Here is a 24252-nt window from a genome sequence, read left to right as displayed (position 1 = left end):
AGCCACGGACAGGGGAATTCCACGCCATGCCCAAGGAATCGGAAAGCACGCCGGAACGTACGGTGCATCCGTCGGTGGAAGCCGTCGCGCACGGCTTCCTCTCCCATGCGGACCGGCTGTGCCCCGGCCTGGTCGAAGGGCTGTATCTGACCGGGTCGGTCGCGCTGGGGGACTACCGGCCGGGGCGCAGCGACATCGATTATGTGGCGGTCGCCGGGCACCTCCCTTCGGAGGCGGACCTCGCGGCCCTGAAAGAGGCCCACGCCGCGACGCGCGCCCGGCACCGCCGCCCGTATTTCGACGGAGTACTCGTCTCCTGGAGCGATCTCGCGGGAAGTTCCGCCGACTGCCCCGGCGCTGCGCGCACCCATATGGGCCGGTTCGACACGGGCGGCGGCTTCGAGGTCAATCCGGTGACGTGGGCCGTTCTCGCGCGGCACGCCGTGCCGGTGCGCGGCCCCGCTCCGGGCGAATTCGAGGTGGCCGTGGACAAGGCCGCGCTGCGCGAATGGACGCTGGGGAATCTCAACAGCTACTGGCGCCGCTGGCGGATCGCGCACGGCAAACCGCTGTCGGTCAGGGGTGTGTGGGCACTCGGCGGCCTTGCCACCGCCTGGGGCGTACTCGGCGTCACCCGTCTCCATTACACCTTGGCCACCGGGGAGATCACTTCCAAAGGCGGTGCGGGCCACTACGCCTTGCGGACGTTCGGCGCCGACTGGCATCCCGTGCTCCAGGAGGCGCTGCGCCTCCACGGCTCCGTCGCGGACTCCGCGGCTCCGCACGCCACCACCGCTCGCCTGCGCAACCCTTTCGCCCGCCGCCGGGCCGCCCTGGACTACATCGCCATGGTGATCGACGATGCGACGGCGGGCCGCTGACGACCGCCGGTCCGTGCGGACCGCCAATTCGGTGGCCCAGGGGACGCCCGTAAGGTTCCATGATCTTCCGGCACGGCCGCCGCACGGCACCTCCTCCCGTCCCGGCCCGGCCGCTTCCTTCCCAGCCGTCTCCCGAGCCACCAGGAGCCCCGCATGCCCACCCCGCCCCCGCCCTCCTTCCTCCTCGTCCACGGCGCCTGGCACCGGCCCACCTGCTGGTCCCCGCTCCAGGACGCCCTCGCCGCCGAGGGCCTGCGGTCCCACACCGTCGCGCTGCCCAGTTCCGGTCCGCAGGGCACGCCCGCCGCCGGGGTGTACGACGATGCCGAGGCGATATCCGCGCGGCTGCGCGAGATCGACGGGCCGGTGGTCGTCGTCGGCCATTCGTACGGCGGCATCCCCGTCACCGAGGCGGCCGCCACGCACCCGCACGTCGTCCACCTCGTCTATCTCGCGGCCTATATGCCCGCCGAGGGCGAATCGCTCGGCAGCCTGCACGGCCGCGAGCCGTCCAAGCCCGTGGACCTCAACGGTGTGCAGCCGCCCATGTTCGAGGACCCGCGTGCGTCGCTGTACGCGGATGTGCCCGACGAGCTGGCCGAGCGGGCCATCGGCGAACTCGTCGAGCAGAGCCGACGGTCGTTCCAGGAGCCGGTGACGCGCGCGGCGTGGCGCACCGTGCCCGCCACGTACGTCGTCTGCGAAGGCGACCAGGCGCTGCGGCCCGCGATGCAGACGAAGATGGCCGCGAACGCCGCCCACGTCGAACGGCTCGGTACCGGCCACTCCCCCTTCCTCGCCGCGCCCGCCGAACTGGCCGCCCTGCTCGGGCGGATCGCCTCCGGGAGCACGGAAGGCTGACCCGGCGCCCGCAGAAAACGGCCCGGCCCCTCCTCGAAGGAGAAGGGGCCGGGCCGTGCGGTGCGCGTTCAGCGCCGGTCACTCATGCGCTTCGGCTTCGACCGGCTTCGGGATCAGGAACGAGGTCGCGACGGCCACCGCCATGATGATCACGCCCGCGATCATTCCGGCGGTGTAGCCGGAGGCGGACGTGGGGTCGTCGGCCGGAGCGGCGGTCTTGACCGCGTACAGGACGGCGAAGCTGAGGCCGGAGCCGAGGTTGAAGGCGCCGGCGTTCAGACCGGGCAGGAAGCCCGGGTTCTCCTTCGGGGACAGGACGATGCCGAGTCCGTTGAGGACGATGTTCGCCACGCCCGCGTAGGTGATGCCCACGAGGATCGAGGCGGCCAGCAGCAGCCCCCGGGAGTGGGCGGAGAGCGTGACGATCATCAGTACGACGGTCGCCGCCGCGCCGATCAGCCCCAGGCGCAGGATCCGGCCGTACCCGAAGGTGGCCGCCAGCCGGCCGGCCAGCGGGCCCATGGCGAGTCCGGCGATGGCGTACGGGGTCAGCGTCCACCACGCGGACTGTTCGGCCGACATGCCGAGCCCCGCCTGGGCGTCCTGCGCGAACGCCGGGATGAGCCCGTTCATGACGGCGAAGACGCCGGTCATCGTCAGCATCGTGGTCAGCAGCGTCGCCCAGGTCGAGCGCTGCCGCAGGTGCCGCGTCGCGACCAGGGGGTGCCCGGAGCGGTCCTCGGTACGCCAGAACAGCCAGAACGCGGCTGCCGCCACGACCACCAGGACCGCTATCAGCGGCCAGTTGGCGGCGACCAGCTTGCCCGCCTCGTTGAGCGCGACGAGCAGCGAGCCGACGGAGACCACCAGCAGCACGACGCCCGGCCAGTCCATGCGGTTGCTGTCGGGCACCTTGGACTCGGGGGCCATGGTGGCGACGAGGGCGGTGGCGATCGCGGCGACGACGGCCATCGCCCAGAAGACCGCGGCGAAGCCGTGCCGGTCGGCGAGGTAGCCGCCGGCGAGCGAGTCGATTCCGGCGATGCCGCCGTTGACCGCGGTGATCACGCCGAGCAGCGTGCCGTACCGCTTGGGCTCGGTGACCTCGACCCGCAGCATGATCAGGCACAGCGGCACGGTCGGGCCGGAGACACCCTGGACGATGCGGCCGACGAACAGCATCGGCACGCTCTGCGCCAGCGCCGCGACCACACAGCCGACGACCATCAGGGCCATCATCCCGGCGAGCACCTTGCGGCGGCCGACGATGTCCCCGAGCCGCGGCAGGAACAGCGAGAACAGCGCCGCCGAGGTGAAGAAGGCGGTCTGGGTCAGCCCGATCTCGGCGGAGGTGGCGCCGAGGCTGTCCTCGATGTTCTTCAGCGCGGGGCTGAGCATGCTGGCGTTGAGCTGGAAGGCGATGCAGGCCGTCAGCAGCGCGGTGACCAGCACGCCGATCCGTACGGTGCGCCCCGGGCCCGCCGTTTCGGCGGGCCGGGCGGTGTGCGGTGCGCTCATGCCTCGACGTCGCCGATGCGTTCGAGGGCGTCCACCACCAGGTTCCAGAACCGTTCGTGGTCGAGCTGGACCGCGACCTGGGTGCGGCAGTCCGCGGGGATCGGCCAGCGGAAGTCGGTGACCGTCATGCCCATCGTCAGACCGCCGGTCAGCTCGATGTCCACCGGAGCCTTGCGGACGGTCATCACGTCGGGGTCGATGACGTACGCGACGGCGCACGGGTCGTGCACCGGCGGGTACTCGAAGCCCTGGTTCTCCCGGTAGGCGTCGCGGAAGAAGTCGAGCAGCTCCAGGACGAAGGCGGCAGGCCTGGTGCCGACGTCGGCGATCTTCTTGGTGACCTCGGGGGTGGCCAGCGCCTGGTGGGTGAGGTCCAGGCCGACCATGGTGACGGGCCAGCGCTCGTTGAAGACGATGTGCGCGGCGTGCGGGTCGATGACGATGTTGAACTCGGCGACCGCGCTCCAGTTGCCCTCGTGGTAGCCGCCGCCCATCAGCACGACCTCGCGCACGCGCTCGGCGATCCGGGGCTCCTTGCGCACGGCCATCGCGATGTTCGTCAGGCCCGCGGTGGGGACGATGGTGATCTCGCCCGGCTCGTGGGACATCACCGTGTCGATGATGAGGTCGACGGCGTGCCGGCGGTCGAGCTCGATGTCCGGCTCGGGCAGGTCCGGGCCGTCCAGGCCGGTGTCGCCGTGGATCTCCGGTGCGTTCTCGATGGTCCGCACGAGGGGCCGGGGGCAGCCGGCCGCGAACGGCACTCCGGTGATACCGGCGATGCGGGCGACGGACAGCGCGTTACGGGTGACCTTCTCCAGGGTCTGGTTCCCGACCACGGTCGTCACGGCGACCAGGTCGATGTCGGGATTGCCGTACGCGAGGAGCATGGCGATGGCGTCGTCGTGCCCGGGGTCGCAGTCGAGAATGATCTTTCTGGCCAACGGAAGAGCCCCTTTGCTCAGCTGAAGGTGGTGAAGTGGATCTCTTGGTGCACAGCAGTCAGGGCTGTTACCGAAAGAGCGCGGACGGACGGCGGCGCACCGGCCGGCGGACGGGGCCGACCACGGCTGGTGCTACCGGGCACCTCCCCTTCGACATGGGTCGGGTAATCGATTTCACGCAGGCGGTGCCTCCGTCCAGGGCCCTGACCAGCGATCGAGGCCCTGTCCCGTCATAGTGCCAGAGCAAACGGGCGGGGCGGACATCCGGGGCTTCGGCGGGGCGCGGGCGCCCGGCGGCAGGTACCGGTCAGACGTCGCGGCCGGGCTCCTGGGACGCGTCCGCCCCGTCGGCCCCCGCCGGCCCGGCGAGGGCGTCCGGCACCGGCCGGTCGTGCGCGGCGAGGACCGTGCCGATCGTGTCCGCCTCGGCGGCCGCCTTGTCTTCGCGATAGCGCACGACCCGTGCGAACCGCAGCGTCACTCCCGCCGGGTAGCGGGTCGAGGTCTGCAGGCCGTCGTACGCGATCTCCACGACCAGTTCCGGGCGTACGGTCACGATGTAGCCGCTCTCCTCCACCGCCAGCTCGCGCAAACGTTCCGTCTGCCAGGCCAGCATGACGTCGGTGAGGCCCTTGAAGGTCTTGCCGAGCATCACGAAGGTGCCGTCCGGGCCGCGCGCGCCGAGGTGGAGGTTGGAGAGCTTGCCGGTGCGGCGGCCGTGCCCCCACTCGGCGGCCAGCACCACCAGATCGAGCGTGTGCACCGGCTTCACCTTCAGCCAGGCGGCGCCGCGGCGGCCCGCGCTGTACGGCGCGTCCAGCGCCTTGACCATGACGCCCTCGTGGCCGCGCCGCAGCGTCTCGGCCCAGAACTCCTCGGCGGCCCCGCGCGCGGCGGTGTCGGCCGGATCCTCGACCACCATGCGCCGTACCCGCCGCTCCTCCGGCACCAGCCGGACCAGTTCCGCGTGCCGCCGGTCGCCCGGCAGGCCCAGCAGGTCCTGGTCGCCCACGGCGAGTACGTCGAAGAAGACCGGGGAGAGCGGCAGCGCGGCCCGGGCGGCGGCCACGTCCACGCGCGAGCCGAAGCGGCCCGCGATCTGCTGGAACGGCAGCGGGCGCCCGTCCTCGCCGAGTGCGATGACCTCGCCGTCCAGGATGAAGCACGGCGCGTCGAGGGCGAGCGCGGCCTCGGTGATCTCGGGGAGCCGGTCCGTGACGTCGTCGAGGGTGCGGGTGTAGACCCGTACGTACGAGCCGTCCCGGTGCACCTGCACCCGGATGCCGTCCAGTTTCTCCTCCACGGCGCACCGGCCGGCCTTGTCGATCGCCTCGGCCAGGGATTTCGCGCCGTGCGCCAGCATGGGCCCGACGGGCCGCCCCACCGTCAGCCGGAACTCGGCCAGTGCCGAAGGCCCCTCGGCGAGCAGGCCGCGGGCCACTTCCTCCAGGGACCCGGCCAGCATCACGGCCCTGCGGACGTCCGCGACGGGCACCTCGGCCGCCGCGGCGATCGCCTCGGCGGCGATGGCGTCGAGCGCGCCCTGCCGTACCTCGCCGGTCAGCAGGCCGACGAGAAACCGCTGCTCCTCCTCGGTCGCCGCGCCCAGCAGCTCCTGAACAAGGCGGCGCCGCTCGGCCTGGGAGCCGGGACCGGCGACGGCGGCCAGGGCGGTCAGGGCCGCGTCCGTACCGAGGACGGTCAGCGTGGCGGTGTCCGCGGCCGGTACCGGGTGGCGCAGCACGCTCCAGCCGACCCCGATCCGCCCCTGCGGCAGCCGCCCGGCCAGATAGGCGATGGCCACCGGCGCGTCGTCCGGTTCGGCCCGGCGGAACAGCTCGGCCAGCAGCTTGATCTTCTGGGACCGCGCCGAGGTGGCGGCGACCTCCCCGGACACCTGTGCGAGTCGGGCCAGCAGCATGGCAACATCCTGCAACGGCGGCGCCGCGCTCGCACGATCACCGGCGCGGGTGTGCCGCACCACCGTCCCCGGGGCACCGCCGCACCGGGCCGCCCGCGCTCACTTGCCGAACCCTTCGGACAGACCGCGCACGAAGTGCCGCTGCGCGACCAGGAAGATCACGATCATCGGCAGCGCGGCGATGGTCAGACCGGCGAAGAGCATCGGCCAGTCGGAGTTCAGGCGCCCGGCCATGTCGGCGAGGCCCACGGGCAGCGTCTTGAGGTGGTCGTCGGTGATGAAGACGAGCGCGAAGGCGTACTCGTTCCAGGAGAAGAGCGCCTGGAGGAGCGCGGCGGAGACCAGGATCGGGCGGGCCATCGGGACGACCACGCGCCAGAAGGTCTGCCGGCGGCTCGCCCCGTCGATCAGGGCCGCCTCCTCCACCTCCACCGGCTGGCCCAGCAGGTAGGCGCGGATGAGGAAGGTGGTGAAGGGCACCTTGAACGCGGTGTAGAGGACGATCAGCGCCCAGTACGTGTCGTAGATGTGCAGCGCCTGGAGGAGCTGGGTGAGCGGGACCAGCGCCACGGTCGGCGAGAGCATCATGGCGCCGAGGACGAGCAGCAGCGCGGGCTGGGAGAAGGGGATGGCGAGCCGGGTCAGCCCGTACGCGGCCCAGGCGCTGATCAGCACGACGGCGAGGACGCTGGCGGCGGTGACGAGCGCGCTGTTGAGCAGGTAGCCGAGCACGCCCTGGTGCCACGCGTCGGCGTAGGTGCCCCAGTCGGGGTGCGCGGGCAGCCCCCACGGGTCGGAGAAGATCTCCCCGTTCGTCTTCAGGCCGGACAGGGCCATCCAGCACAGCGGGTAGACGACGGCGACGGCGAGCGCGGCGAGTCCGCAGTACGTGAGGACGCGCAGGACGACGGAGCCTGAGCGGGCGGGTCCGCGGCGTGTGGTGGAAGGGGCCGGCGGGGCGTCCGCCGGGGCGGGCTTGTGCAGGGTCAGGGTCATGCCGCGACTGCCTTCCGGCGCGAGTGGAGGAGCTGGACGGCACCGGCCACGAAGGTGATGGCGAACATGACGGTGCCGATGGCCGCGGCGTACCCCATGTCGTCCCCGGTGAAGGCGCTGGCGTACAGCCAGGTGCCCAGCGTCTGGCTGGAGTTGGAGGGGCCGCCGCCGGTCATCACCATCACCTCGTTGAAGACGAGGAAGGCGCCGGAGACGGTGAGGATGACGAGCAGGGTCGTCATCTCGCGGACCATCGGGACGGTGACGGCGAAGAAGGTGCGGATGCGGCCCGCGCCGTCCACCGTCGCCGCCTCGTACAGCTCACGCGGGATGCGCTGGACGGCGACCGTCAGCAGCATCGTGGTGTAGCCGAAGGACTGCCACTGGCTCATGTTGATGACGCCCCATATGGAGGTGCCCGGGTCGCCCAGCCAGTCGTGGGCGAACCGGCCGAGGCCGAGGGTGTCCAGCGCGCTGTTGATGAGCCCGGCGTCGGGCTGGTAGAGGAACTGGAAGAGCAGGCCGGCGACTGTCATGGAGACAGCCGCGGGGATGAAGTAGACCGTACGCAGCAGCCCGCGCAGCCGCCGCCCGATGACCGCCTCCAGAATCGCGGCCAGCACGAGCGCGGCGCCGACCTGGAAGACCACCGATGTGACGGCGTAACAGAGGTTGTTGGCCAGGGCCTTCCAGAAGACGGGGTCCTGGAGGGCTTGCCGGTAGTTCTCCAGGCCGACGTAGCGCATGCCGGGCTGGAAGACGCTGAACTTGAACAGGCTGAGCCGGATGTTCTCCGCGATCGGGTAGTAGACGAACAGGGCGATCAGGGCCAGGGCGGGGGCTGCGTACAGGGCGTGGCGGAATCGGCGTCGCTGCATGACGGCGGCACCTCCTTCGGGGCGTCGGGGTGTACGGGGGTCAGTCGCGGACGCGGAAGCGGTGGGCCTGCCGGGCACCGTCGCGTACCTGGCGCACCGCCTGCGCGGCGGTGGTCCGGCCGCCGAGGACCGCTTCGGCCGCCGACAGATACGGATTGACGATCTTGTCGTCGGCCCGGGTGTCGAGCCACAGCGCCATGTCCTTGCTCGCGAGCGTGCGCTGCGCCTCGGGCAGCCCCTTCAGGCGCGCGGCGTCCGCCGTGCCCTTGACCGCGCTCAGCCAGCCCAGGTCGCGCACCACCTTGCGGGCCTGGTCGGGGCTGGTGAGGAATTTCAGGAAGTCGACGGCGAGGGCTTTGTTGGGCGAGGAGTTGGCGACCAGCAGCCCGTCCGCTCCCCCGGCGACGGCACGCGCGGAGCCCGCGGCGCCCGGGATGGCGGGCATGGTGAAGAAGTCCCAGTTCTTCGCGAACTTCTCCGGGGCGCCGCCCTTGGCGCTGAGGTAGGAGAACTCCAGCGTCTCCAGGTATTGCATCGCGGCCTTGCCGTACAACAGGCGGTTCTGCGCGGACTCGTGGCTCATGCTCGTGCCGGACGGTCCCATGCAGTGCTTCTTGAGCTGCGCGAGGTCGTTGAAGGCGCGTTCGTAGCCGGGGTGGGTGAAGGCACCATCACCGCCGTCGCCGTCGTAGTCCCTGGCCAGGACTGCGGGCGGCACCTCCATGGCGTTGAACTGGGTGAGCAGGTGCCCGGCGGGCCAGCCGTACTGGTTGCCGAAGGCGAGCGGGGTGCGGCCTGCCGCCGAGATGCGGTCGCAGGCCTCGAGCAGTTCGGGGAAGGTGTGCGGTTCTTGCCGGACCCCGGCCGCGGCGAAGATCTCCTTGTTGTACGCGAAGACCTTGGCGTCCATGTCGAGCGGCACCCCGTACCGGCGCCCGTCGAAGGTGAAGGCGTTCAGCGCACCGGGCTCGAACGTGCGGCCCCACGCGGTGCCCTTGAGCGGTTCCGACAGGTCGGCGGCGAGCTTGCCGTCGGCGAACTTCCGTGCATACCGGCCGGGCCAGGCGAAGTAGATGTCCGGCATCTCACGGGACGCGGCCAGCACCGCGATGCGGTCCTTGTACGGCTGGTCGCCGACGGCCTGGAGGTCGATGGTGACGCCCGGGTTCCGGCGTTCGTAGGCGCGGACCACGCTCCGGAAATACGGGGCGTATTCGGGGTCTGCCCACTTCTCCAGGATGGTGAGGTGGCCGCGCGGGGGCCCGTCGAGGGCGAAGTCGTTCGGGGTGACGCGGACGGGGGCCTGCCCGCACCCGCTGACCAGCAGGGTCAGCAGGGCGACGAGCAGGGTCCCGGCGACGGCGGCGGGAGTGCGGCGCATCGGCTCTCCTGGCGGGGGTTCTCCTGGCGGAAAGGGGCTGGTCAGGGGCGCCGGGACGGGTCGCGGGGGCGCGCGCCGTCCAGGGCGAGGGGATGCCCGAAGGCGCCGGGCAGTGTGCAGACGGCCGCCGCGTATGTGGCGGCGTACCCGGCCGCGTCGGCGAGCGGGCGGCCCCGGTGCAGGGCGAGGTGCAGGGCGGCGATGAAGGAGTCGCCGGCGCCGAGGGTGTCGGTGGCCCGTACGGGCACGACCGGCTGGTGGTGCATGGTGCCCTCGTACGACAGCAGCGCGCCCCGGGCACCGCGCGTCACCACGGCCAGCTTCGCGCCGAGGCGGTGCGCGCGGGCCAGCAGTCCGGCGGCCTCGTCCTCGTCCGCGTCGGGGCGGGAGAGGACGGCGCCGCTCACGAAGGGCAGCAGCGGTTCGGCGTAATTCCAGGGCCGGTCGGAGAAGTCGAAGCTCACCGGGCAGGCGGCGGCCAGCCGCGGCAACTGGTCCTCCATGCCGCTGCAGTCGCCGGTGTGTACCAGGTCGAAGCCGCGCAGCCAGCGCAGGTCGGCGTCGTCCGGGGTGAAGAGGGAGATCGTCTCGTCGCAGTCGCCGAAGGTCCGGTTGCCGTCGCCGTCGAGGTGGACGGTGGCGTACGCGTTGGGTCCCACGGCGATACGGGCCCGTTCCGTCGATACGCCTTCGGCCGCCAGGGCTGCCCGTACGTGCTGCCCGGCCGCGTCGCTGCCGGTGACGCCGAGGTACGCGGCCTCGGCGCCGCAACGTGCCGCGTGGACGGCGACGTTGAGGGCGTTGCCGCCCGGGTACATCAGTCCGCGCCGGGGATAGCGATCGACGACGTTGTCGCCGAGTCCGCAGATGCGCATACCGCTTTTCCTCCAGTTGGCTCCGGTGGGGTCCGGCCCGGCGCGGGGCGCGCGCCGGGCCGGGCGGGTACGGAGCGGACTCAGTACTCGACCTGGAACATGTAGCGGCGCTTGTCCAGGTCGTGGCCGCGCACGGACTCGTAGTGGCGGGCCAGGCGGGTGCCGAAGACGTCCAGCGCGATGGGCGTGATGTCCCCGCGCACCTCCTCGGGCACCCCGGGCAGCGAGAAGATCCGGGAGTCGACGTAGTGGGCCTTGCGGGTGTACTTGTCGAGGAAGCGCCTGGTGCGTTCGGCCATCGGGCGGGTGGCGTCCTCGCCGAGGAAGAGGATCACCGGCTGGTCCTCGGTGACGACCTCGAAGGCGCCGTGGAAGAACTCACCGGCGTGGTAGCTGCCGCCGTGCTTCCACTGCATCTCCATCAGGTAGCACATGGTGAAGCCGTAGCCCGCGCCGTAGTTGGGACCCGCGGAGAGCACGTACGTCACGGGCTCGTCGGCCAGCGCGGTGGCGATGGAGTGGGCGAGCGCCTCGCCCTCCTCCTGGGCGGTGTAGAGGGCGTCGGGCAGCGCCTCGTACGCCTTGCGGACGGCCGCGTAGTCGCCTTCCGCCCCCGTCTTCTCCAGCAGCGCGTACGCGAGCTGCCCGAACAGCACGCCCTTGGGGGCGACGACGGTGTCCTCGCTGCGGTAGGTGAACGCGATGTCGGCGGCCTGCGCCAGGGGGCTGTCGTCGTCGCGGGTCAGGGCGGCGACCTTGGCGCCGGTGGAGCGGGCGTAGTGGGCGGCGGCGACGGTCTCCTTGGTGGTGCCGGTGTGCGAGGAGACGAGGACGAGGGAGCCCTCGCCGAGCAGCGCGGGCCTGCGCAGGTTGAACTCGTCGCTGTTCATGTGGAAGACCGGGAAGCCGGCGCGGGTCTCCAGCAGGAAGTGCACCGGGTAGGAGGCGGTGAGCGAGCCTCCGCAGCCGACCAGGAAGACGTTGCGCAGTCCGCTGTCGACGACCTCGGCCACGAAGGCGCGGGCCGTCTCGTACTGGCTCAGGGCGAAGGCCACGGCCTCCTTGAAGTCCTCGGTGATGGGCTTGAGGGGCAGGGTTGCGGTGGTCACGCGGATCCTCTCCGAGCAGGTTGGGAACGTTCCCAATGCAGACCGGGAACGCCCTCCGACGCAGGGTTGGGAACGTTCCCATCGGGAATGCTGGGAACCTTCCCACCGCCCTTGGCGGGGCGTCAATACCCGTGCACAGCCGATAGCCTGGCGAGGCCATGACGACGAACCGACGCAGCGGCCCGCACCGGCCCGCCACCATCCCCGACGTCGCCCGCGAGGCGGGCGTCTCCCGTTCCACCGCCTCGCGGGCGCTCGCCGACTACGGCTCCGTCAGCCCCGAGGCGCGTGAACGCGTACGGGCCGCCGCCGAGAAACTGGGCTACCGCCCCAACCAGCTCGCCCGGTCCATGATCACCGGACGTACGCACACGCTGGGCGCGGTGATCGCCGACATCCAGAACCCGTTCTTCGCGGGCGTCACCCGCGGCATCACCGACGCCGCCCGCGCCGCCGGCTACCAGATCCTGCTGGCCAACACCGACGAGGACCCGGCCGCCGAGCGGGCCGCCGTCAAGACGCTGCGCGACAAGCACGTCGACGGCCTGATCGTCGCCCCCGCCTCCACCACGGACACCGGCCACCTCACCGCCGCGCACGACGGCGGCTGCCCGGTCGTCCTCCTCGACCGCCGCGTGCCCCGCCTCGACCTGGACTCCGTCACCGTCGACAACCACGGCGCCGCCCAGGACGCGGTACGCCGCCTCCTCGCCATGGGGCACCGGCGCATCGCCCTGGTCAGCCTGGTCGGCAACGACGCCACCGACGACCCGGTGGACCCCGGCTCCACCGGCCTGGCCCGCATCGAGGGCTACCGCGCCGCGCTGCGCGAGGCGGGCGTCGAGGACACGGAGACATATCTGCGCACCGGCGCCTTCCACGGCCAGGACCCGGCCGTGCTCGCCCACGGCCTGCTGGACTCCCCCGAGCCGCCGACCGCCGTGTTCGCCACCGACAGCCTGATCGCGCTGGGCGTCCTGTCCGCCGCACGCGAGCTGGGGCTGCGCGTCCCGGAGGACCTGTCCGTGGTCACCTTCGACGACACCGACTGGGCGCGCGCCGTACGCCCCCGGATCAGCGTCGTCGCCCAGCCGGTCCAGGAGCTGGGCGCCACGGCCGTACGGTCCCTGATCGCCCGTGTCCAGGGCGGCACCCACCGCCCGCAGCACACCACGCTGCCCACGGAGTTCATCGAGCGGGAGTCGGTCGCGCGGGCGACGAAGGGGAGGAAGCGGCGGAAGTAGCTGTACGCCGCCGGGCAGTTGGGGCCGATCTTCGGGGAACTCCGGTTCGGATCCACCTCCGACAATTTCCGTTATCGGGGGTAGTACTCGCCGCCGGCCCCTCGTGGCCATGATGTACGGCATGAAGCTGGTCAAGCGGTACGTGCTGCTCGCGTTCCTGGCCGCCGGCGCCGCCGGCTACACCCTGCTCCTGTGGCACGGGCCCTGGTGGATCGACGGCGCCCATCTGCGCACCCGCGACCTCCAGCCCGCCGACGGCGTGGTCATCACCGGCTTCCGCACCGCGCTGGTCGCCCTCGGGGCCGGGCTGATCGCCGCGGGCGGCCTGTTCTACACGCACCGCACGCTCCAGCACACCCGCGACAAGGACCAGGAACAGGCGGAGATCGCGCGCGAGGGGCAGGTCACCGACCGGTACGTGGAGGCGATCAAGCTGCTGGGCTCGGCGAACCTCACCGAGCGGCTGGGCGGGATCTACGCGTTGCAGCGCATCATGCACGACTCCCGCAAGGACCATCTGACGGTCGTCAACGTCCTGGCGGCGTACGTCCGTACGCACCACTCGGCCCCCGGCGGGCACCAGGATGCGGACCGGGCCGGGCACGACCGCGCCCGTACCCACCCGCTGCCCGAGGACATCCGGACCGCCCTCACCGTGATCTCCGGCCGTCCGGCACGCGATCTGCCCGGTGAGCGTGTGGACCTGCGCGGCATCGACTTCCGCCGGGCGGACCTGCGCGGCATGAGCTTCGCGGGGATGGACCTCGGGGGCGCGGACCTGCGGGAAGCGGATCTGCGCGGGGCCGCGCTCAGAGGTGCCGACCTGTCCGGCGCCGGCCTTCGGGAGGCGAACCTGCGGGGCGCCGGCCTGGTGCGCGCCCGTCTGGCGGAGGCCGACCTCCAGGAGGCGAATCTGCGGGACGCCATGCTGTGGTACGCGGATCTGCGGGGCGCGAACCTCCAGGCCGCCGACCTGACCGAGGCCGACCTCGAAGGCGCCGACCTCACGAAGGCCAATCTGCGCGGGGCGAACTTCCTCCACGCCGATCTGAGCGGGACGGAACTCCAGGCCGCCGACCTGCGCGGAATCGATCTGGAGAACGTCGACCTCAAAACGGTGCCGCTGTCGGACCACGGCTACCTGGCCGCGGACCAACTCGCGCGGGCGCGCCTGCGCCGCTCGACCCGGCTGCCTCCGGAGCTGGCCAGGGACGCCGGGGTGCTGGCCCGCATGGCCGCGTGCGAGGCCGCCGGGCAGGAGTGAAGCCGCTGGGGCGGTGTACGGCGTACGGGGCCGTACCCGTCAGGCCTCCGCCTCGATCCCCCGCGACGACGGGGACCGCTTCCCCTTGCCCACGCCCGAGGCCTCGGCCGCCGCGTGCAGCGAGCGCAGGGCCAGCAGGAGGACCCCGATGTCGTCGAGGAGGACCGGGTCGGGCAGCAGATCGACCGGGGAGAGCACATAGAGCAGCGCCCCCCAGTACGCGATCTTGTTCTCCAGCGGTACGCCTGCCTCGCGCAGGACGGCACGCGCACGGACCACCTTGACCAGGAGCACGATCGCCGCGCCGACCATCACCGCCAGCAGCACCGCGACGATCACCACGATCGCCCACATCTCACCGCTCATTCCTGACGTCTTCCCTCCGTCGCCCGTGGAATACCGGCCGCGTCCGGCATTCTTCCTCCGGCGCGGACGGCATCCACGTCAACGAGCGATCAGGGACGGCGAAACGGCTCGTGGGGCGGACGGGGCCAGAGTTTTCCACGGGCCCCGCCGGTCGACGTCGTCGTCAGTGCAGCAATTCCGGATCCGGTTTCCGCTCCTCGCGGATGATTTCCCGCTGTTTCGCCGCCGGCGCGCCGGACATTCTCTCCCGCCGCTCCCGCGAATGAAATCGCATTTCCTCCACGCTCTTCTGCATGGCGGTACGGATTTTCCTGCCCAACGGCCGTTCCACGAACCGGTGCACCACCCAGGAAAGGGCCAGCATGAATACGACGATACCCGGCAGCAGCACGGTCGCGGGCACCCGGCTGCGCAGCAGGTCGATGAGGGTGAAACCGACGTACATGTGGAGCAGGTAGAGCGGATAGGTCAGCGATCCGGCGGTGGACAGCCAGCGCCACTGGAGTTTGTCGAACCAGCCCAGCGCGATGGCGGCCATCAGCACGAAAGCCAGCAGCACGGCCAGTCGCACCGGCCATCCCTGCGCCACGTCCGCCTTCGCGCCGAGATTCATCACCAGCCGCCCGCGCAGATAGTGCTGGGCGAGCAGGAAGGAGACCGCGACGATCGCCCACAGCAGGATGGTGGGCCGGAAACGGTGCATGAGGTAGAAGGCGATGCCCGCGATGAAGTACGGGGAGTACGGCGCTATGGCCCACACCGAGAGCAGGTCGCTGTTGGCCTTCAGCGCCACCACGCCGGCCACCGTCCACAGGCCGCAGAACAGCACACACCTGCGGTAGGTGACCCCGCGGAACACCACGACCGCGAACAGCAGGTAGAACTTCAGCTCGATGAACAGCGTCCAGTAGGCGTCGTCCACGTCGGGCACGCCGACCCCCTGCTGGAGCATGGTGAGATTCGTCAGCACCGTTTCCCAGTTGTCCGCGCTGCGGACGTTCGGCCACACGGTCAGAACCGCCGCGGTCAGCAGCACGGCGACCCAATAGGCCGGATAGAGACGGGAGACACGGGAGGTCACGAAATCGCCCAGGGAACGCCCCCAGGCGCTCATACAGATGACGAACCCGCTGATCAGGAAGAAGACTTCGACACCCAGCCAGCCGTACTCCGACAGGTGGTAGACGACCGGGGAGAACGCCCGCGGGTCCTCGCCCCAGCCGTCGCGCAGGGTGATGTAGTGATAAGCCAGGACCATCAGGGCGGCCAGCAGCCGCAGTCCGTCGAGGACGCGCAGTCTGGGCCGCCGCGTCTCCCCCCGCGAGCCGGGAGGGTGTTCTGGCGCGGCGTAAAGCATCCGGGTCCTTAACGACGGTACGGCGGCAGCCTGTCCGAGTTTCACGGTAAACGACGGGAAATGCGCGAACGGATCGCGGAGTTTAGCGTACGACACCACACCTGCCCCATGTCCACAACAGCGGTGAACTTCCTGACGTCGCCTTCCGGTGCAGGTCAACGGGGTATCGGTGGGCAGCGCCGTCGGCGTTTGTGAGAAAAGGATGAGAAATCGGGGCGGCGGCGAACCGGACGGACGAAAAAGATGTCGGGACGGAAACCGGCACGCTCCGGCTCCGCGCGCCCCCCGACGCGCCGGCCACCGGCGCGCGCGCCGCCCGCCCCCTCCCCCGGCACCCCCGGCCGCCCGCTCGCCGTACGCGGACCGCTCCCCTCCAGTTATGGCGAAGTTGTTGCCAGCAGCCTCAGTTGCCCCAACAATGCGCACGTCAAAGCCGAAGGAACTTCGGCCACAGATTCTGAGAGGACCCCCACATGAAAAGCCCTCTCGTCGGTGCCCTGGCCACGGCCGTCCTGGGTACCGCCGCTCTCGTGGGCACCGCCGGAACCGCCGGCGCGGCCACGATCTCGGACGCAGCCGGACACACGGCGGCGCCCGCGCTCCAACGCACGGCGGACGCCACGGCCACCGCGGCCAAGGCGTTCCCCAGAGCCGTGAACTATGCCGGCACGGTGGCGCTCAGCAACTGCTCCGGATCGATCGTGCGCATGCCCACTTCGACCGACAACGACCCGGCCCTGGTCCTGTCCAACGGCCACTGCCTGGAAGGCGGCATGCCGGACGCGGGCGAGGTCGTCACCGACCAGCCGTCCAGCCGCAGCTTCACCGTGCTCAGCGCCTCGGCCGGCAACCTCGGCACGGTCCGCGCCACCAAGGTCGTCTACGGCACGATGACCGACACCGATGTCTCGCTCTACGAACTCTCCTCCACCTACGCCCAGATCAAGCAGCGCTACGGCATCAAGGCGCTGGACATGGCCACCACCCACCCGGTCAAGGGCGCCGCCATCGCCGTCGTGTCCGGGTACTGGAAGAAGACCTACAACTGCAATGTGGACGGCTTCGCCTACCGGCTGAAGGAGGGCAACTGGACCTGGAAGGACTCGGTCCGCTACACCTCCCCGTGCAACGTCATCGGCGGGACCTCGGGCTCCCCGGTGATCGACGTCGCCTCCGGCAAGGTCGCGGCCGTCAACAACACGATCAATGAGAGCGGCCAGCGCTGCACGGTCAACAACCCCTGTGAGGTCGACGCCAACGGCCGCGTGAGCGTGCGCCGCGGCATCGGCTACGCCCAGGAGACGTACGAGATACCCAAGTGCTTCGGCACCGGCAACAAGCTGGACCTGAACCGCCCGGGCTGCGTCCTGCCCAAGCCGTAGTCCCCGCGCCGGCGGGCACCCCGCGTGCCCGCCGGTACGGTCCTCTCCCGGACGCGGGTCCCGCCGTACGCCGGACGGCCGCCGCCTTCACCCGGCGGGGTGAGGCACCCCGGGGTCCGTCCGGCACGTACGCCCGCGCGGGCGGTGGTGTGGCACGGTCGGACCATGAACGCGGCATCCGACATCCGGTCCCAGGCCACCACCCTCGCCCGCGACCTCGGCGGGCCGTGGCAGCCGGACGACGCCGACCGCAACCTCGCGCTCACCCTGGTCCTCGCCCGCGACGACAACGGCGGCCGGCTCACCGCCCGGATCATCACCCACATCCTGCTGAGCGCGTCGTGGGGCCTGAAGCCCATCGGCGCCATGTACCAGCTGATGGCCTGCACCGCCGACTTCCTCGACGACCCCAAGCAGCGCGAGACGGACACCGGCCGGGAGGCCCTGAACGACGTCAACCGGCTCCTCGACACGGTCGCCGCGCTGCCCCCGGACGGCATCTGACCGCGGCGCCGCGGATCCGGCCGGGGCCCTAGGACTCCGGCTCGACGACCTGTACGGCGGCCCCGGTGGCCTGCAGGGCGGCGATTTCCCCGGCGGGGGTGGCGGTGTCCGTGACGACCGTCCCGTAGCGGGCGGCGGTCCCGTACGCGTACGTGGCGCGCTTGCCGAACTTGGCGTGGTCCACGAGGAGTACGGCCTCCTCGGCGGCGGCCAGCATGGCCTCCTTGACCTCGACGTACTCCCGCAGCGGATGGAACAGCCGCCCGTCGAGGACGGCGGTGGCGGACATCAGCACCAGGTCGGCGTGGAGCCGGGCGAGGGCGCCCCCGACCTCCGGGCCGGTGCAGGAGTTGAAATCGCTCTGGTACCGGCCGCCGAGCAGGGTGACGTCCACGCCGGGGGCCGCGCCGAGGCGCTGGGCGAGGCCGACCGAGTTGGTGACGACCGTGATGCGGGCGGCCGGGCCCTGCCGGGCCAGCAGGCCGGCCAGCGGGTAGAGGGTGGTGGAGTCGTCCATCAGCACGGTGCTGCCCGGCGTGATCCGGTCGGCCACCGCGGCGCACAGCGCGGTCTTGGCCGCCAGTCCGGCGCTCTCCCGGAAGCGGGTGGCGGTCTCCATGGTCAGGGCGGGGAAGGCGACGGCCCGGCCGCGCTCCTTGCGCAGCAGATGGCGGGCGGCGAGGTCGTCGAGGTCGCGGTGCATCGTCATCAGGCTGACGTCGAAGCGGTCGGCGAGCGTGTCGATGCGCTGGGCGCCCCGGTCGGCGACGTAGCGCAGGACGGCCTGCCGCCGCTGTTCGACGCCGGCCTGCGACAGCCGTGCCTTGGCGGCCATGCGGCTCCTTTCCCTCCGTGCCCGTGGGGCCCGGGCTCAGCCGGGCTGCGGGCACACCACGGGCTTGATCGTCGTACGGTCCCGGGCGGCCGCGGTGAGCGCCTGTTCCGCGTCCGCCAGGCCGTACCGGTGGGAGACCAGCCGGTCGAGCCGTACGTCGCCGGAGGCGGCCAGCGCGATGGCGGCCGGCCAGGTGTTGGCGTACCGGAAGGTCCCGGTGACCTCGATCTCGAAGTTTTGCACATGGGCCAGCGGCAGCGGCACGGTGTCGCCGCCCATGCCGACCAGCACCGCCCGGCCCGCGCGCCCGACGGAGCGGATCGCCTCGTCGGCGACGGCCGGGACGCCGGAGCACTCCAGGAGGACGTCGGGTTCGTACCCGGTGTCGGCGAGCCGGGTGGTCCGGGCGTCCACCGTGGCGGTGGCGCCCAATTCCCGTGCCAGAGCCAGCCGTTCGGGCGCGATGTCGGTGACGACGACCTCGCCGGCGCCGAAGGCGCGGGCCGTCTGGACGGCGACCAGCCCGATCGGCCCGGCCCCGGTGACCAGCACCCGCGCGCCGGGCCCGACCCGCCCCTTGCGCGCCGCCCACACGCCGACGGACAGGGGCTCCAGCAGGGCGGCGGTCTCGGCGGTCAGGGTGCCGGGGACGGCGTGGGCGAAGTGTTCGTCGATGGCGACGTATTCGCACAGCGCGCCGTCGACCGGCGGGGTGGCGTAGAAGGACACGTCGGGGCACAGGTTGTAACGGCCGTGGCGGCACTGGTCGCAGGTGCCGCACGGTACGCCGGGTTCGAGGGAGACCAGCTGTCCCGGCTGGTGGCGGATGGCGCCGGGGCCGAGGGCGACGACCGTGCCGCCGGGCTCGTGGCCGAGGACCATCGGGGCGCGGACGACGAAGTCGCCGATCCGCCCGTGCTCGTAGTAGTGCACGTCCGAGCCGCAGATGCCGACGGCTTCGACGCGGACCAGCACCTGCCCCGGCCCGGGGGCCGGCACCGGCCGTTCCTCGATCCGCAGGTCCTTGGGCCCGTGCAGGACGGCGGCACGCATGGTCGCGGGGACGTGGTCGGGCAGCGGAGCGGGCATGGCGGCGTCCTCGGAAGTCGGTGATCGGGGCGGGGTCGCGGTCGCGGTCGCGGTCGCGGTCGCGGTCGCGGTCGCGGTCGCGGTCGCGGTCGGATGGATGATGGCGGACAGCATTGTTAGCAGACCTCAGCAGCATTGTTAACACATATTGCGCGATGTTGTCGGGACCCCTTACGGCCGGTTTCAGGCGCGTCACCCCCCTCGGCACCCCTCACCGATCGACAACGGACAGCCGGCGCTCGGCTTCTTGCCCCCGGGCTCAGTGCGGCAAAGGCATCGGGCAGTACCGGCCACATCCGGCGGTGACCGCATGGGCACTGATAGACAACAGCGGTCATGAGGCAGGCTCCTCCGACCGGCCGGGCGCGGACATGCCGTCCGTACGCCGTCCGGAGACCCCGTGGGGCGGCCACGGGTGCCGTCGAGGAAGCGACGAGGTGCCATGGTCCGGTGTGACAGCGGTGCGGCCGGTTCCCGGCCGGGAGAGGGCGGCGCCCTGCCGACGGGCGCCGCGTTGAGCGCCGTACGCGTCGAGGAACTTCTGATCAAGCACCTGGGATGCGACGAATCCCAGGCCCGCGCCTGCGCGAGCGGCCTGCTGGGCACCCCGGCGGCCGTCCCCGGCCCGGCGCCCTCCGCCAGGACGGTGTACGGCGCCGGCCGCCTGTCCGGCGCCGTCGAGGACCGCCGCGTCCGGGCCACCGGAGCGAAGGCCCGTGCGGGAACGGTCCGGCACGGCTCCGGACCGCACGTCGGCGCGGTGGGCCCGGCCGCCGCCCGAAACCCGGTGGAGCTGGCACAACACCTCCTTGACCGGACCGAGGACACCGGCGCCACGTCGGTGCTGCTGGCCGTCGCGGACGGGGACGGCGGGCTCCGGACGAGCGGTGTCGCCGGGACGGCGGCCCGCACGGGCAGCGACTGGTCGCAGATACCGCTGCACTGTCTACTCCCGCTGGCCCGGATGTCCGCGGCGGACCAGCAGGTGTGGCTCGACGACGAGGCCGGCGGCCGGAGCCTGACCTGGGTGTCGGCCGGCGGCGTCGGGACGGGCGGGCCCTGCGCCGCCGGGGCCCACCGCGGGCCGGGCGCCACGGTGTGTGTGGTCAGCGTCCTCTGGTCCGGCCCCGCGCGGCCGGCGCCCACGGCCCGCGCCCGGCTGGAGACGCTGGCCGACCGCACCGGGCAGCGGCTGCGCGAGCTGGCCGCCCTGGAACCGCGGGACGACGGCGTACGGGCGGCCTGGCTGGACGCGGTCGTGGACGCGATTCCCGTACCGGCCGCGCTGCTCCGCCCGCTGCGCGACCCGGTCGGCCGGGTCGTGGAGTTCACCGTGGACCGCTGCAACGCGCGCGTCACCGACCTCCTGGGCCGTACGCCGGACCAGATCACCGGCAGCCGGCTGCTCGAAACCTTCCCCGGCATGCTCCTCTCCGGGCTCTTCGACGCGTACGTGGCGGTCCTGGAGACCGGTGTCCCGCTCGACCGGGGGCCGTTCTCGTACGAGGAGCCCTTCCAGGGCGTCACGCGTCCGGCCGTACTGAGTGTGCGGGCCCAACGCGTGGCCGACGGGCTGCTGGTGACGTGGAAGTTCCACGACGAGCAGGCGCACACGAGCACCCGGATCGACGACGACGAGCGGCTGGTGAACCTCGGCTGGGCGGAGTGGAACCTGGCCACCGGCGGCGTGACGTGGTCCCGGCGGATGTACGACATCCTCGAACGCGATCTGGGAAGCGGACCGTTGCCGCTGGATGCGCTGTCCGGGTACGTCATCGAGGAGGACCTGCCGACCGTCGTGGAGGCCGTCCAGTCGCTGGCCCGCGGCCCCGGCCCGGTGCGGTTCGAGGTCCGTACGCGCGCCTCCGAGGGCCCGCGGCACGTGAGCGTCAGCGCCGAACTGCTCCGCGACAGCCTGGGCAACCTCGTCGCGCTGCGCGGTGTCGTCCAGGACGTGACCGGCGTGCGGCGGACGGAGGCGGCGCTGGAGGCGACCCGGCGGGAGGCCGAGAGCCGGCAGCTGCGGATGGCGGAGGAGCTGCAACTGGCGTTGCTGCCGCGGGCGCACACCACCCTGCCGGGACTGCGGACGGCGATCCGGTACCAGCCCGCCGAGAACTGCGCCCGCGTCGGCGGCGACTGGTTCGAGGCCACGCCGCTGCCCGACGGCCGGGTACTGATCGCCATCGGCGATGTGCTCGGACACGGCCTCCAGGCCGCGGCGGGCATGGCGCAGCTGCGCAACGCGCTGCTCGGCATCGCGTACACCGGCGCCGACGCGGCCCGCATCCTCGACTGTCTGAACCTCGTCGCCTTCCACGGCCACGACGAGTCCCTCAACGCGACCGCTGCCGTCGGCCACTTCGATCCGCAGCGGCGCACCCTGACCTGGGCCCGCGCCGGCCATCCGCCGCCCGTCCTGGTACGCGGTGGCCGGGCCACCGAGCTGGTCAACGACGACGGGACATCGCTGGGCGCCAGTCTGGATCCCGGCTACGCGTGCAAGACGCTGTCGCTGCGCCCCGGCGACCGCGTGATCCTCTACACCGACGGTCTGGTCGAGCGTCGTTCCGACCGGTCCGGCAACCGCGAGGACCTGTTGCTGTCCGCGGCCCGCCAAGGCGCGCACGGCGGTCCCGAGGCCCACTTGGAGACGCTGCTGTCCGTTCTGCACACCAATCCGGAGGACGACACGTGCGTCATCGTGCTGCATGTGGGGAGTTGAGCGGGGGTGTCTGCACGGCTGCCGCGGACCTGCCGGGGCGAGGGGTTCGGCCAACCTTCGCCGACTTCGGCAAGTCGGCGTTTTCGATCGGCTGTTCGCGGCTAGGTTGTGCGGTGGGTCCGATGCCGCATCCCCCCGTGTGCGGCATCGGACCCACCTGACATCTCCCTCGTCACGGCCCGGCAGCCGCCCGGCCCGGACGGCTCCAGCAGGCGATGGTCCACGCCGCCCATGAGGTCGCTCACCCCGCCGAGCGCACTGCCCGGACCGGCCGCGGCGCCCAGTAGCGCGACCAGCAAACAGGCGCCGACGCCCTGCGGTTCTCGGCTGCCGCACGGCCTCTGTTCGGTTTTCTTCCGGGCATGCCGGGTGTCCCGCCCGGAACGCCCGGATCAGGCCGGTTCCCGTACGGCCGTGGCGCCCCCGGTGGCGAAACGTTTAGCCTGCGCTCCGCCGTCCTGCTCGGACCACCTGTGTGTGAAGGGACTTCCGCGTGAACCGCATACGTACCGTATTCGCCGCCCTCGGCCTCGCCGCCGGCCTGGCGACCGCTCCTGCCGCGAGCGCCGCGCCTCAGCCCGACGAACGGCCCTCGGCCGCGCAGGCCGTGGCCGCGCGGCACGAGCCGTGCACCGGGAAGTTCCACGGTGACGCGCGGCTCGGCCCGAAGTGGCTGCCGGGCGGGCAGCAGGCCCCGGTGGGCCCGCTGGTGAAGGGCTACCAGCGGACGGGGAAGCTGTCGCCGTCCTCCTTCCTGAAGAAGTACTGGGAGGGCCCGGCGGACTCGGGTGGCTGGAAGTACCCGCCCAACGACGGCTTCGGCGAGGTCAACGGCACGGTGGACAAGGAACCCACGAAGCTGCGCCCCGGGCAGCGGCTGGACCGCTTCGGATCCGAGTTCGGCGGATTCCTGGCGCCCGCCGGGGACGCGTACGCCGAGCGGTCGCTGCCGCCGCAGAACCTCAACACGCGCGAGGCGACCGCGCCGTGCGACTACCACGTGTACAAGGTCGCCAAGCCGTTCTGGGTGTGGCAGGGCAGCATCGCGCCCTGGTTCGAGCAGCCCGGCGGCGGGCAGCAGATCAAGCTGGACGCGGTGTTCCTGGACCCCGGGCAGGGGCAGCGGCTGAACGTGAAGTGGCTGCTGGAGCACGGCTACCTCACGCCGGTGGCAACCTGAGCGTTCAAGAAACCCCGGGGCATGCCGGGCAGGCTGCCGGTGGGCAAGTAACGTCCCCTCCATGGACGCCCCCACAAACCGTCGCGCCCTACGGGCCGCTCTGCGTGCCGCAGGAGTGGCCGACGGCCACTACCGCATCGAAGGGGTGCACGAACCGGCTCCCACGCCCCCGGACTTCCTGTTCCTGCGGCAGGCACCGGACGGGGCGTGGGAGACCGGCGCGTACGAACGCGGCTCCCACCAAGTCGTCGCCCGGCACACGACCGAAGCGGCGGCATGTACGCATCTGTTGCGGCTGCTCACCTGACAGCCGCCTTCGTGACGGCCTCCGTCAGGCCGCGCTGCCCGCCTGCCATTCCGACCAGGGCATGTTCCAGCCGTTGAGGCCGTTGTCCGGCTTCACGGTCCGCTCCTGGGAGTTCTTCACGGCCACCACGTCACCGATGAGCGAGTTCTCGAAGAACCACTTGCCCGGGGTGTCGCCGCCACCGCCCTCGTTGTCCTGGAGGCCGATACAGCCGTGGCTGGTGCCGGACCGGCCGAAGATCGACGGGCTGCTCCAGTGGTTGCCGTGGACGAACGTGCCGGAGGTCGACAGCCGCATCGCGTGCGGCACGTCGAGTTTGTAGGAGTCCTTGCCGAAGCCGACCGTCGAGCCGTCCATCCGGGTCTGGACGAGCTTCTCGGAGATCACCATCTGGCCGTTGTAGGTCGGGTTCTTCGGGCTGCCGCCGGAGATCGGGATCGACTTGATGGTCTTGCCGTCCCGGACCACCGTCATGGTCTGGGTGTTCATGTCGACGGTGGAGACCTGCGAACGGCCGATGGTGAAGTCCACCGTCTTGGACTGGACACCGGTGATGCCCTCGCCGCCCTTGACCCCGTCCAGGTCGATCTTCAGCGTGACCTTGGAGCCGGCCTTCCAGTACTGCTCCGGACGGA

22 protein-coding genes are annotated in these 24252 nt (G+C 71.7%); 9 read left to right on the top strand and 13 right to left on the bottom strand.

All coding sequences use genetic code 11. The features are described from left to right. Positions 1–26: 26 nt before the first annotated feature. Positions 27–881, top strand: a complete 855-nt coding sequence (locus tag IH45_RS0129720) for a nucleotidyltransferase domain-containing protein (RefSeq protein WP_050515277.1) — start codon at positions 27–29, stop codon at positions 879–881. Positions 882–1034: 153 nt separating this feature from the next. Further along, complete coding sequence (locus tag IH45_RS0129715) at positions 1035–1742, top strand: alpha/beta hydrolase (RefSeq protein WP_030675286.1); 708 nt, start codon at positions 1035–1037, stop codon at positions 1740–1742. A 78-nt stretch (positions 1743–1820) separates the two neighbouring features. Here IH45_RS0129715 and uriT read toward each other — a convergent pair whose 3' ends face one another. The 8 genes from uriT to IH45_RS0129675 form a co-directional block, all read right to left on the bottom strand. Beyond that, entirely contained in the window at positions 1821–3260 is a 1440-nt protein-coding gene (uriT, locus tag IH45_RS0129710) for a uridine transporter UriT (RefSeq protein ID WP_030675284.1), read from the bottom strand. Next, positions 3257–4204: a uridine-preferring nucleoside hydrolase UriH gene (gene uriH / locus IH45_RS0129705; RefSeq protein WP_030675282.1), complete on the bottom strand. Its 948-nt coding sequence runs from the start codon at positions 4202–4204 to the stop codon at positions 3257–3259. The genes uriT and uriH overlap by 4 nt, the downstream gene beginning before the upstream one ends. A 307-nt stretch (positions 4205–4511) precedes the next feature. Next, the gene (locus tag IH45_RS0129700; RefSeq protein ID WP_030675279.1) at positions 4512–6125 is read right to left on the bottom strand and encodes an ATP-dependent DNA ligase; all 1614 of its coding nucleotides are present in this window, start codon (positions 6123–6125) and stop codon (positions 4512–4514) included. A 99-nt stretch (positions 6126–6224) separates the two neighbouring features. Further along, positions 6225–7121 carry a carbohydrate ABC transporter permease gene (locus IH45_RS0129695; protein WP_078897838.1) on the bottom strand — a complete coding sequence of 299 codons (897 nt, stop codon included), beginning with the start codon at positions 7119–7121 and terminating at the stop codon, positions 6225–6227. Further along, complete coding sequence (locus IH45_RS0129690; RefSeq protein WP_030675272.1) at positions 7118–7999, bottom strand: carbohydrate ABC transporter permease; 882 nt, start codon at positions 7997–7999, stop codon at positions 7118–7120. The genes IH45_RS0129695 and IH45_RS0129690 overlap by 4 nt, the downstream gene beginning before the upstream one ends. A gap of 40 nt (positions 8000–8039) precedes the next feature. Then, positions 8040–9380, bottom strand: coding sequence for an ABC transporter substrate-binding protein (locus IH45_RS0129685; RefSeq protein ID WP_050515276.1), 1341 nt, complete (start codon positions 9378–9380; stop codon positions 8040–8042). 41 nt (positions 9381–9421) lie between these two features. Then, entirely contained in the window at positions 9422–10255 is an 834-nt protein-coding gene (locus IH45_RS0129680; RefSeq protein WP_032918668.1) for a PfkB family carbohydrate kinase, read from the bottom strand. Between the two features lie 80 nt (positions 10256–10335). After that, entirely contained in the window at positions 10336–11364 is a 1029-nt protein-coding gene (locus IH45_RS0129675) for an SIS domain-containing protein (RefSeq protein WP_030675266.1), read from the bottom strand. Between the two features lie 158 nt (positions 11365–11522). On the opposite strand from IH45_RS0129675, the gene IH45_RS0129670 reads away from it, so the two are divergent. After that, on the top strand, positions 11523–12608 hold the full coding sequence (locus IH45_RS0129670; RefSeq protein ID WP_030675264.1) for a LacI family DNA-binding transcriptional regulator: 1086 nt from the start codon (positions 11523–11525) through the stop codon (positions 12606–12608). Positions 12609–12729: 121 nt separating this feature from the next. After that, positions 12730–13872: a pentapeptide repeat-containing protein gene (locus tag IH45_RS0129665; protein ID WP_030675262.1), complete on the top strand. Its 1143-nt coding sequence runs from the start codon at positions 12730–12732 to the stop codon at positions 13870–13872. Between the two features lie 39 nt (positions 13873–13911). On the opposite strand, the gene IH45_RS0129660 is transcribed toward IH45_RS0129665, so the two are convergent. Together IH45_RS0129660 and IH45_RS0129655 are read right to left on the bottom strand one after the other, a co-directional pair. Further along, positions 13912–14238, bottom strand: coding sequence for a YkvA family protein (locus tag IH45_RS0129660; protein WP_030675260.1), 327 nt, complete (start codon positions 14236–14238; stop codon positions 13912–13914). 163 nt (positions 14239–14401) lie between these two features. Continuing rightward, the gene (locus tag IH45_RS0129655; RefSeq protein WP_030675258.1) at positions 14402–15595 is read right to left on the bottom strand and encodes an acyltransferase family protein; all 1194 of its coding nucleotides are present in this window, start codon (positions 15593–15595) and stop codon (positions 14402–14404) included. Between the two features lie 473 nt (positions 15596–16068). Between IH45_RS0129655 and IH45_RS0129650 the strand changes: the two genes are divergently transcribed. Both IH45_RS0129650 and IH45_RS0129645 read left to right on the top strand, forming a co-directional pair. Beyond that, positions 16069–16977 (top strand): S1 family peptidase, encoded by a 909-nt coding sequence (locus IH45_RS0129650; RefSeq protein ID WP_030675256.1) that lies wholly within the window; start codon positions 16069–16071, stop codon positions 16975–16977. A 165-nt stretch (positions 16978–17142) separates the two neighbouring features. Further along, a complete protein-coding gene (locus IH45_RS0129645; protein WP_030675254.1) occupies positions 17143–17481 on the top strand; it encodes a hypothetical protein in 339 nt (112 codons plus the stop codon). A 28-nt stretch (positions 17482–17509) separates the two neighbouring features. On the opposite strand, the gene IH45_RS0129640 is transcribed toward IH45_RS0129645, so the two are convergent. Next, positions 17510–18316 (bottom strand): DeoR/GlpR family DNA-binding transcription regulator, encoded by an 807-nt coding sequence (locus tag IH45_RS0129640; RefSeq protein ID WP_030675252.1) that lies wholly within the window; start codon positions 18314–18316, stop codon positions 17510–17512. Positions 18317–18352: 36 nt separating this feature from the next. Next, the gene (locus tag IH45_RS0129635; protein WP_234440725.1) at positions 18353–19519 is read right to left on the bottom strand and encodes an NAD(P)-dependent alcohol dehydrogenase; all 1167 of its coding nucleotides are present in this window, start codon (positions 19517–19519) and stop codon (positions 18353–18355) included. Positions 19520–19847: 328 nt separating this feature from the next. Here IH45_RS0129635 and IH45_RS1000000145510 point away from each other — a divergent pair, with 328 nt between their 5' ends. From IH45_RS1000000145510 to IH45_RS0129620, 3 genes are all read left to right on the top strand, one after another. Then, positions 19848–22130, top strand: coding sequence for a SpoIIE family protein phosphatase (locus IH45_RS1000000145510; RefSeq protein WP_050515274.1), 2283 nt, complete (start codon positions 19848–19850; stop codon positions 22128–22130). A gap of 493 nt (positions 22131–22623) precedes the next feature. Beyond that, entirely contained in the window at positions 22624–23310 is a 687-nt protein-coding gene (locus IH45_RS0129625; protein ID WP_030675247.1) for a TNT domain-containing protein, read from the top strand. 61 nt (positions 23311–23371) lie between these two features. Further along, positions 23372–23617 carry a hypothetical protein gene (locus IH45_RS0129620; RefSeq protein WP_030675245.1) on the top strand — a complete coding sequence of 82 codons (246 nt, stop codon included), beginning with the start codon at positions 23372–23374 and terminating at the stop codon, positions 23615–23617. 24 nt (positions 23618–23641) lie between these two features. Here the strand turns inward: IH45_RS0129620 and IH45_RS0129615 are convergent. Beyond that, positions 23642–24252: L,D-transpeptidase (locus IH45_RS0129615; RefSeq protein ID WP_030675242.1), on the bottom strand; the 611-nt coding region annotated here is incomplete at its 5' end.

The sequence above is a fragment of the Streptomyces rimosus subsp. rimosus genome (genome assembly GCF_000720725.1).
Lineage (GTDB): Bacteria > Actinomycetota > Actinomycetes > Streptomycetales > Streptomycetaceae > Streptomyces > Streptomyces rimosus_A.
The sequence above is the reverse complement of the archived record's forward strand: the minus strand, read 5'-3'. Positions and strand labels throughout refer to the sequence as shown.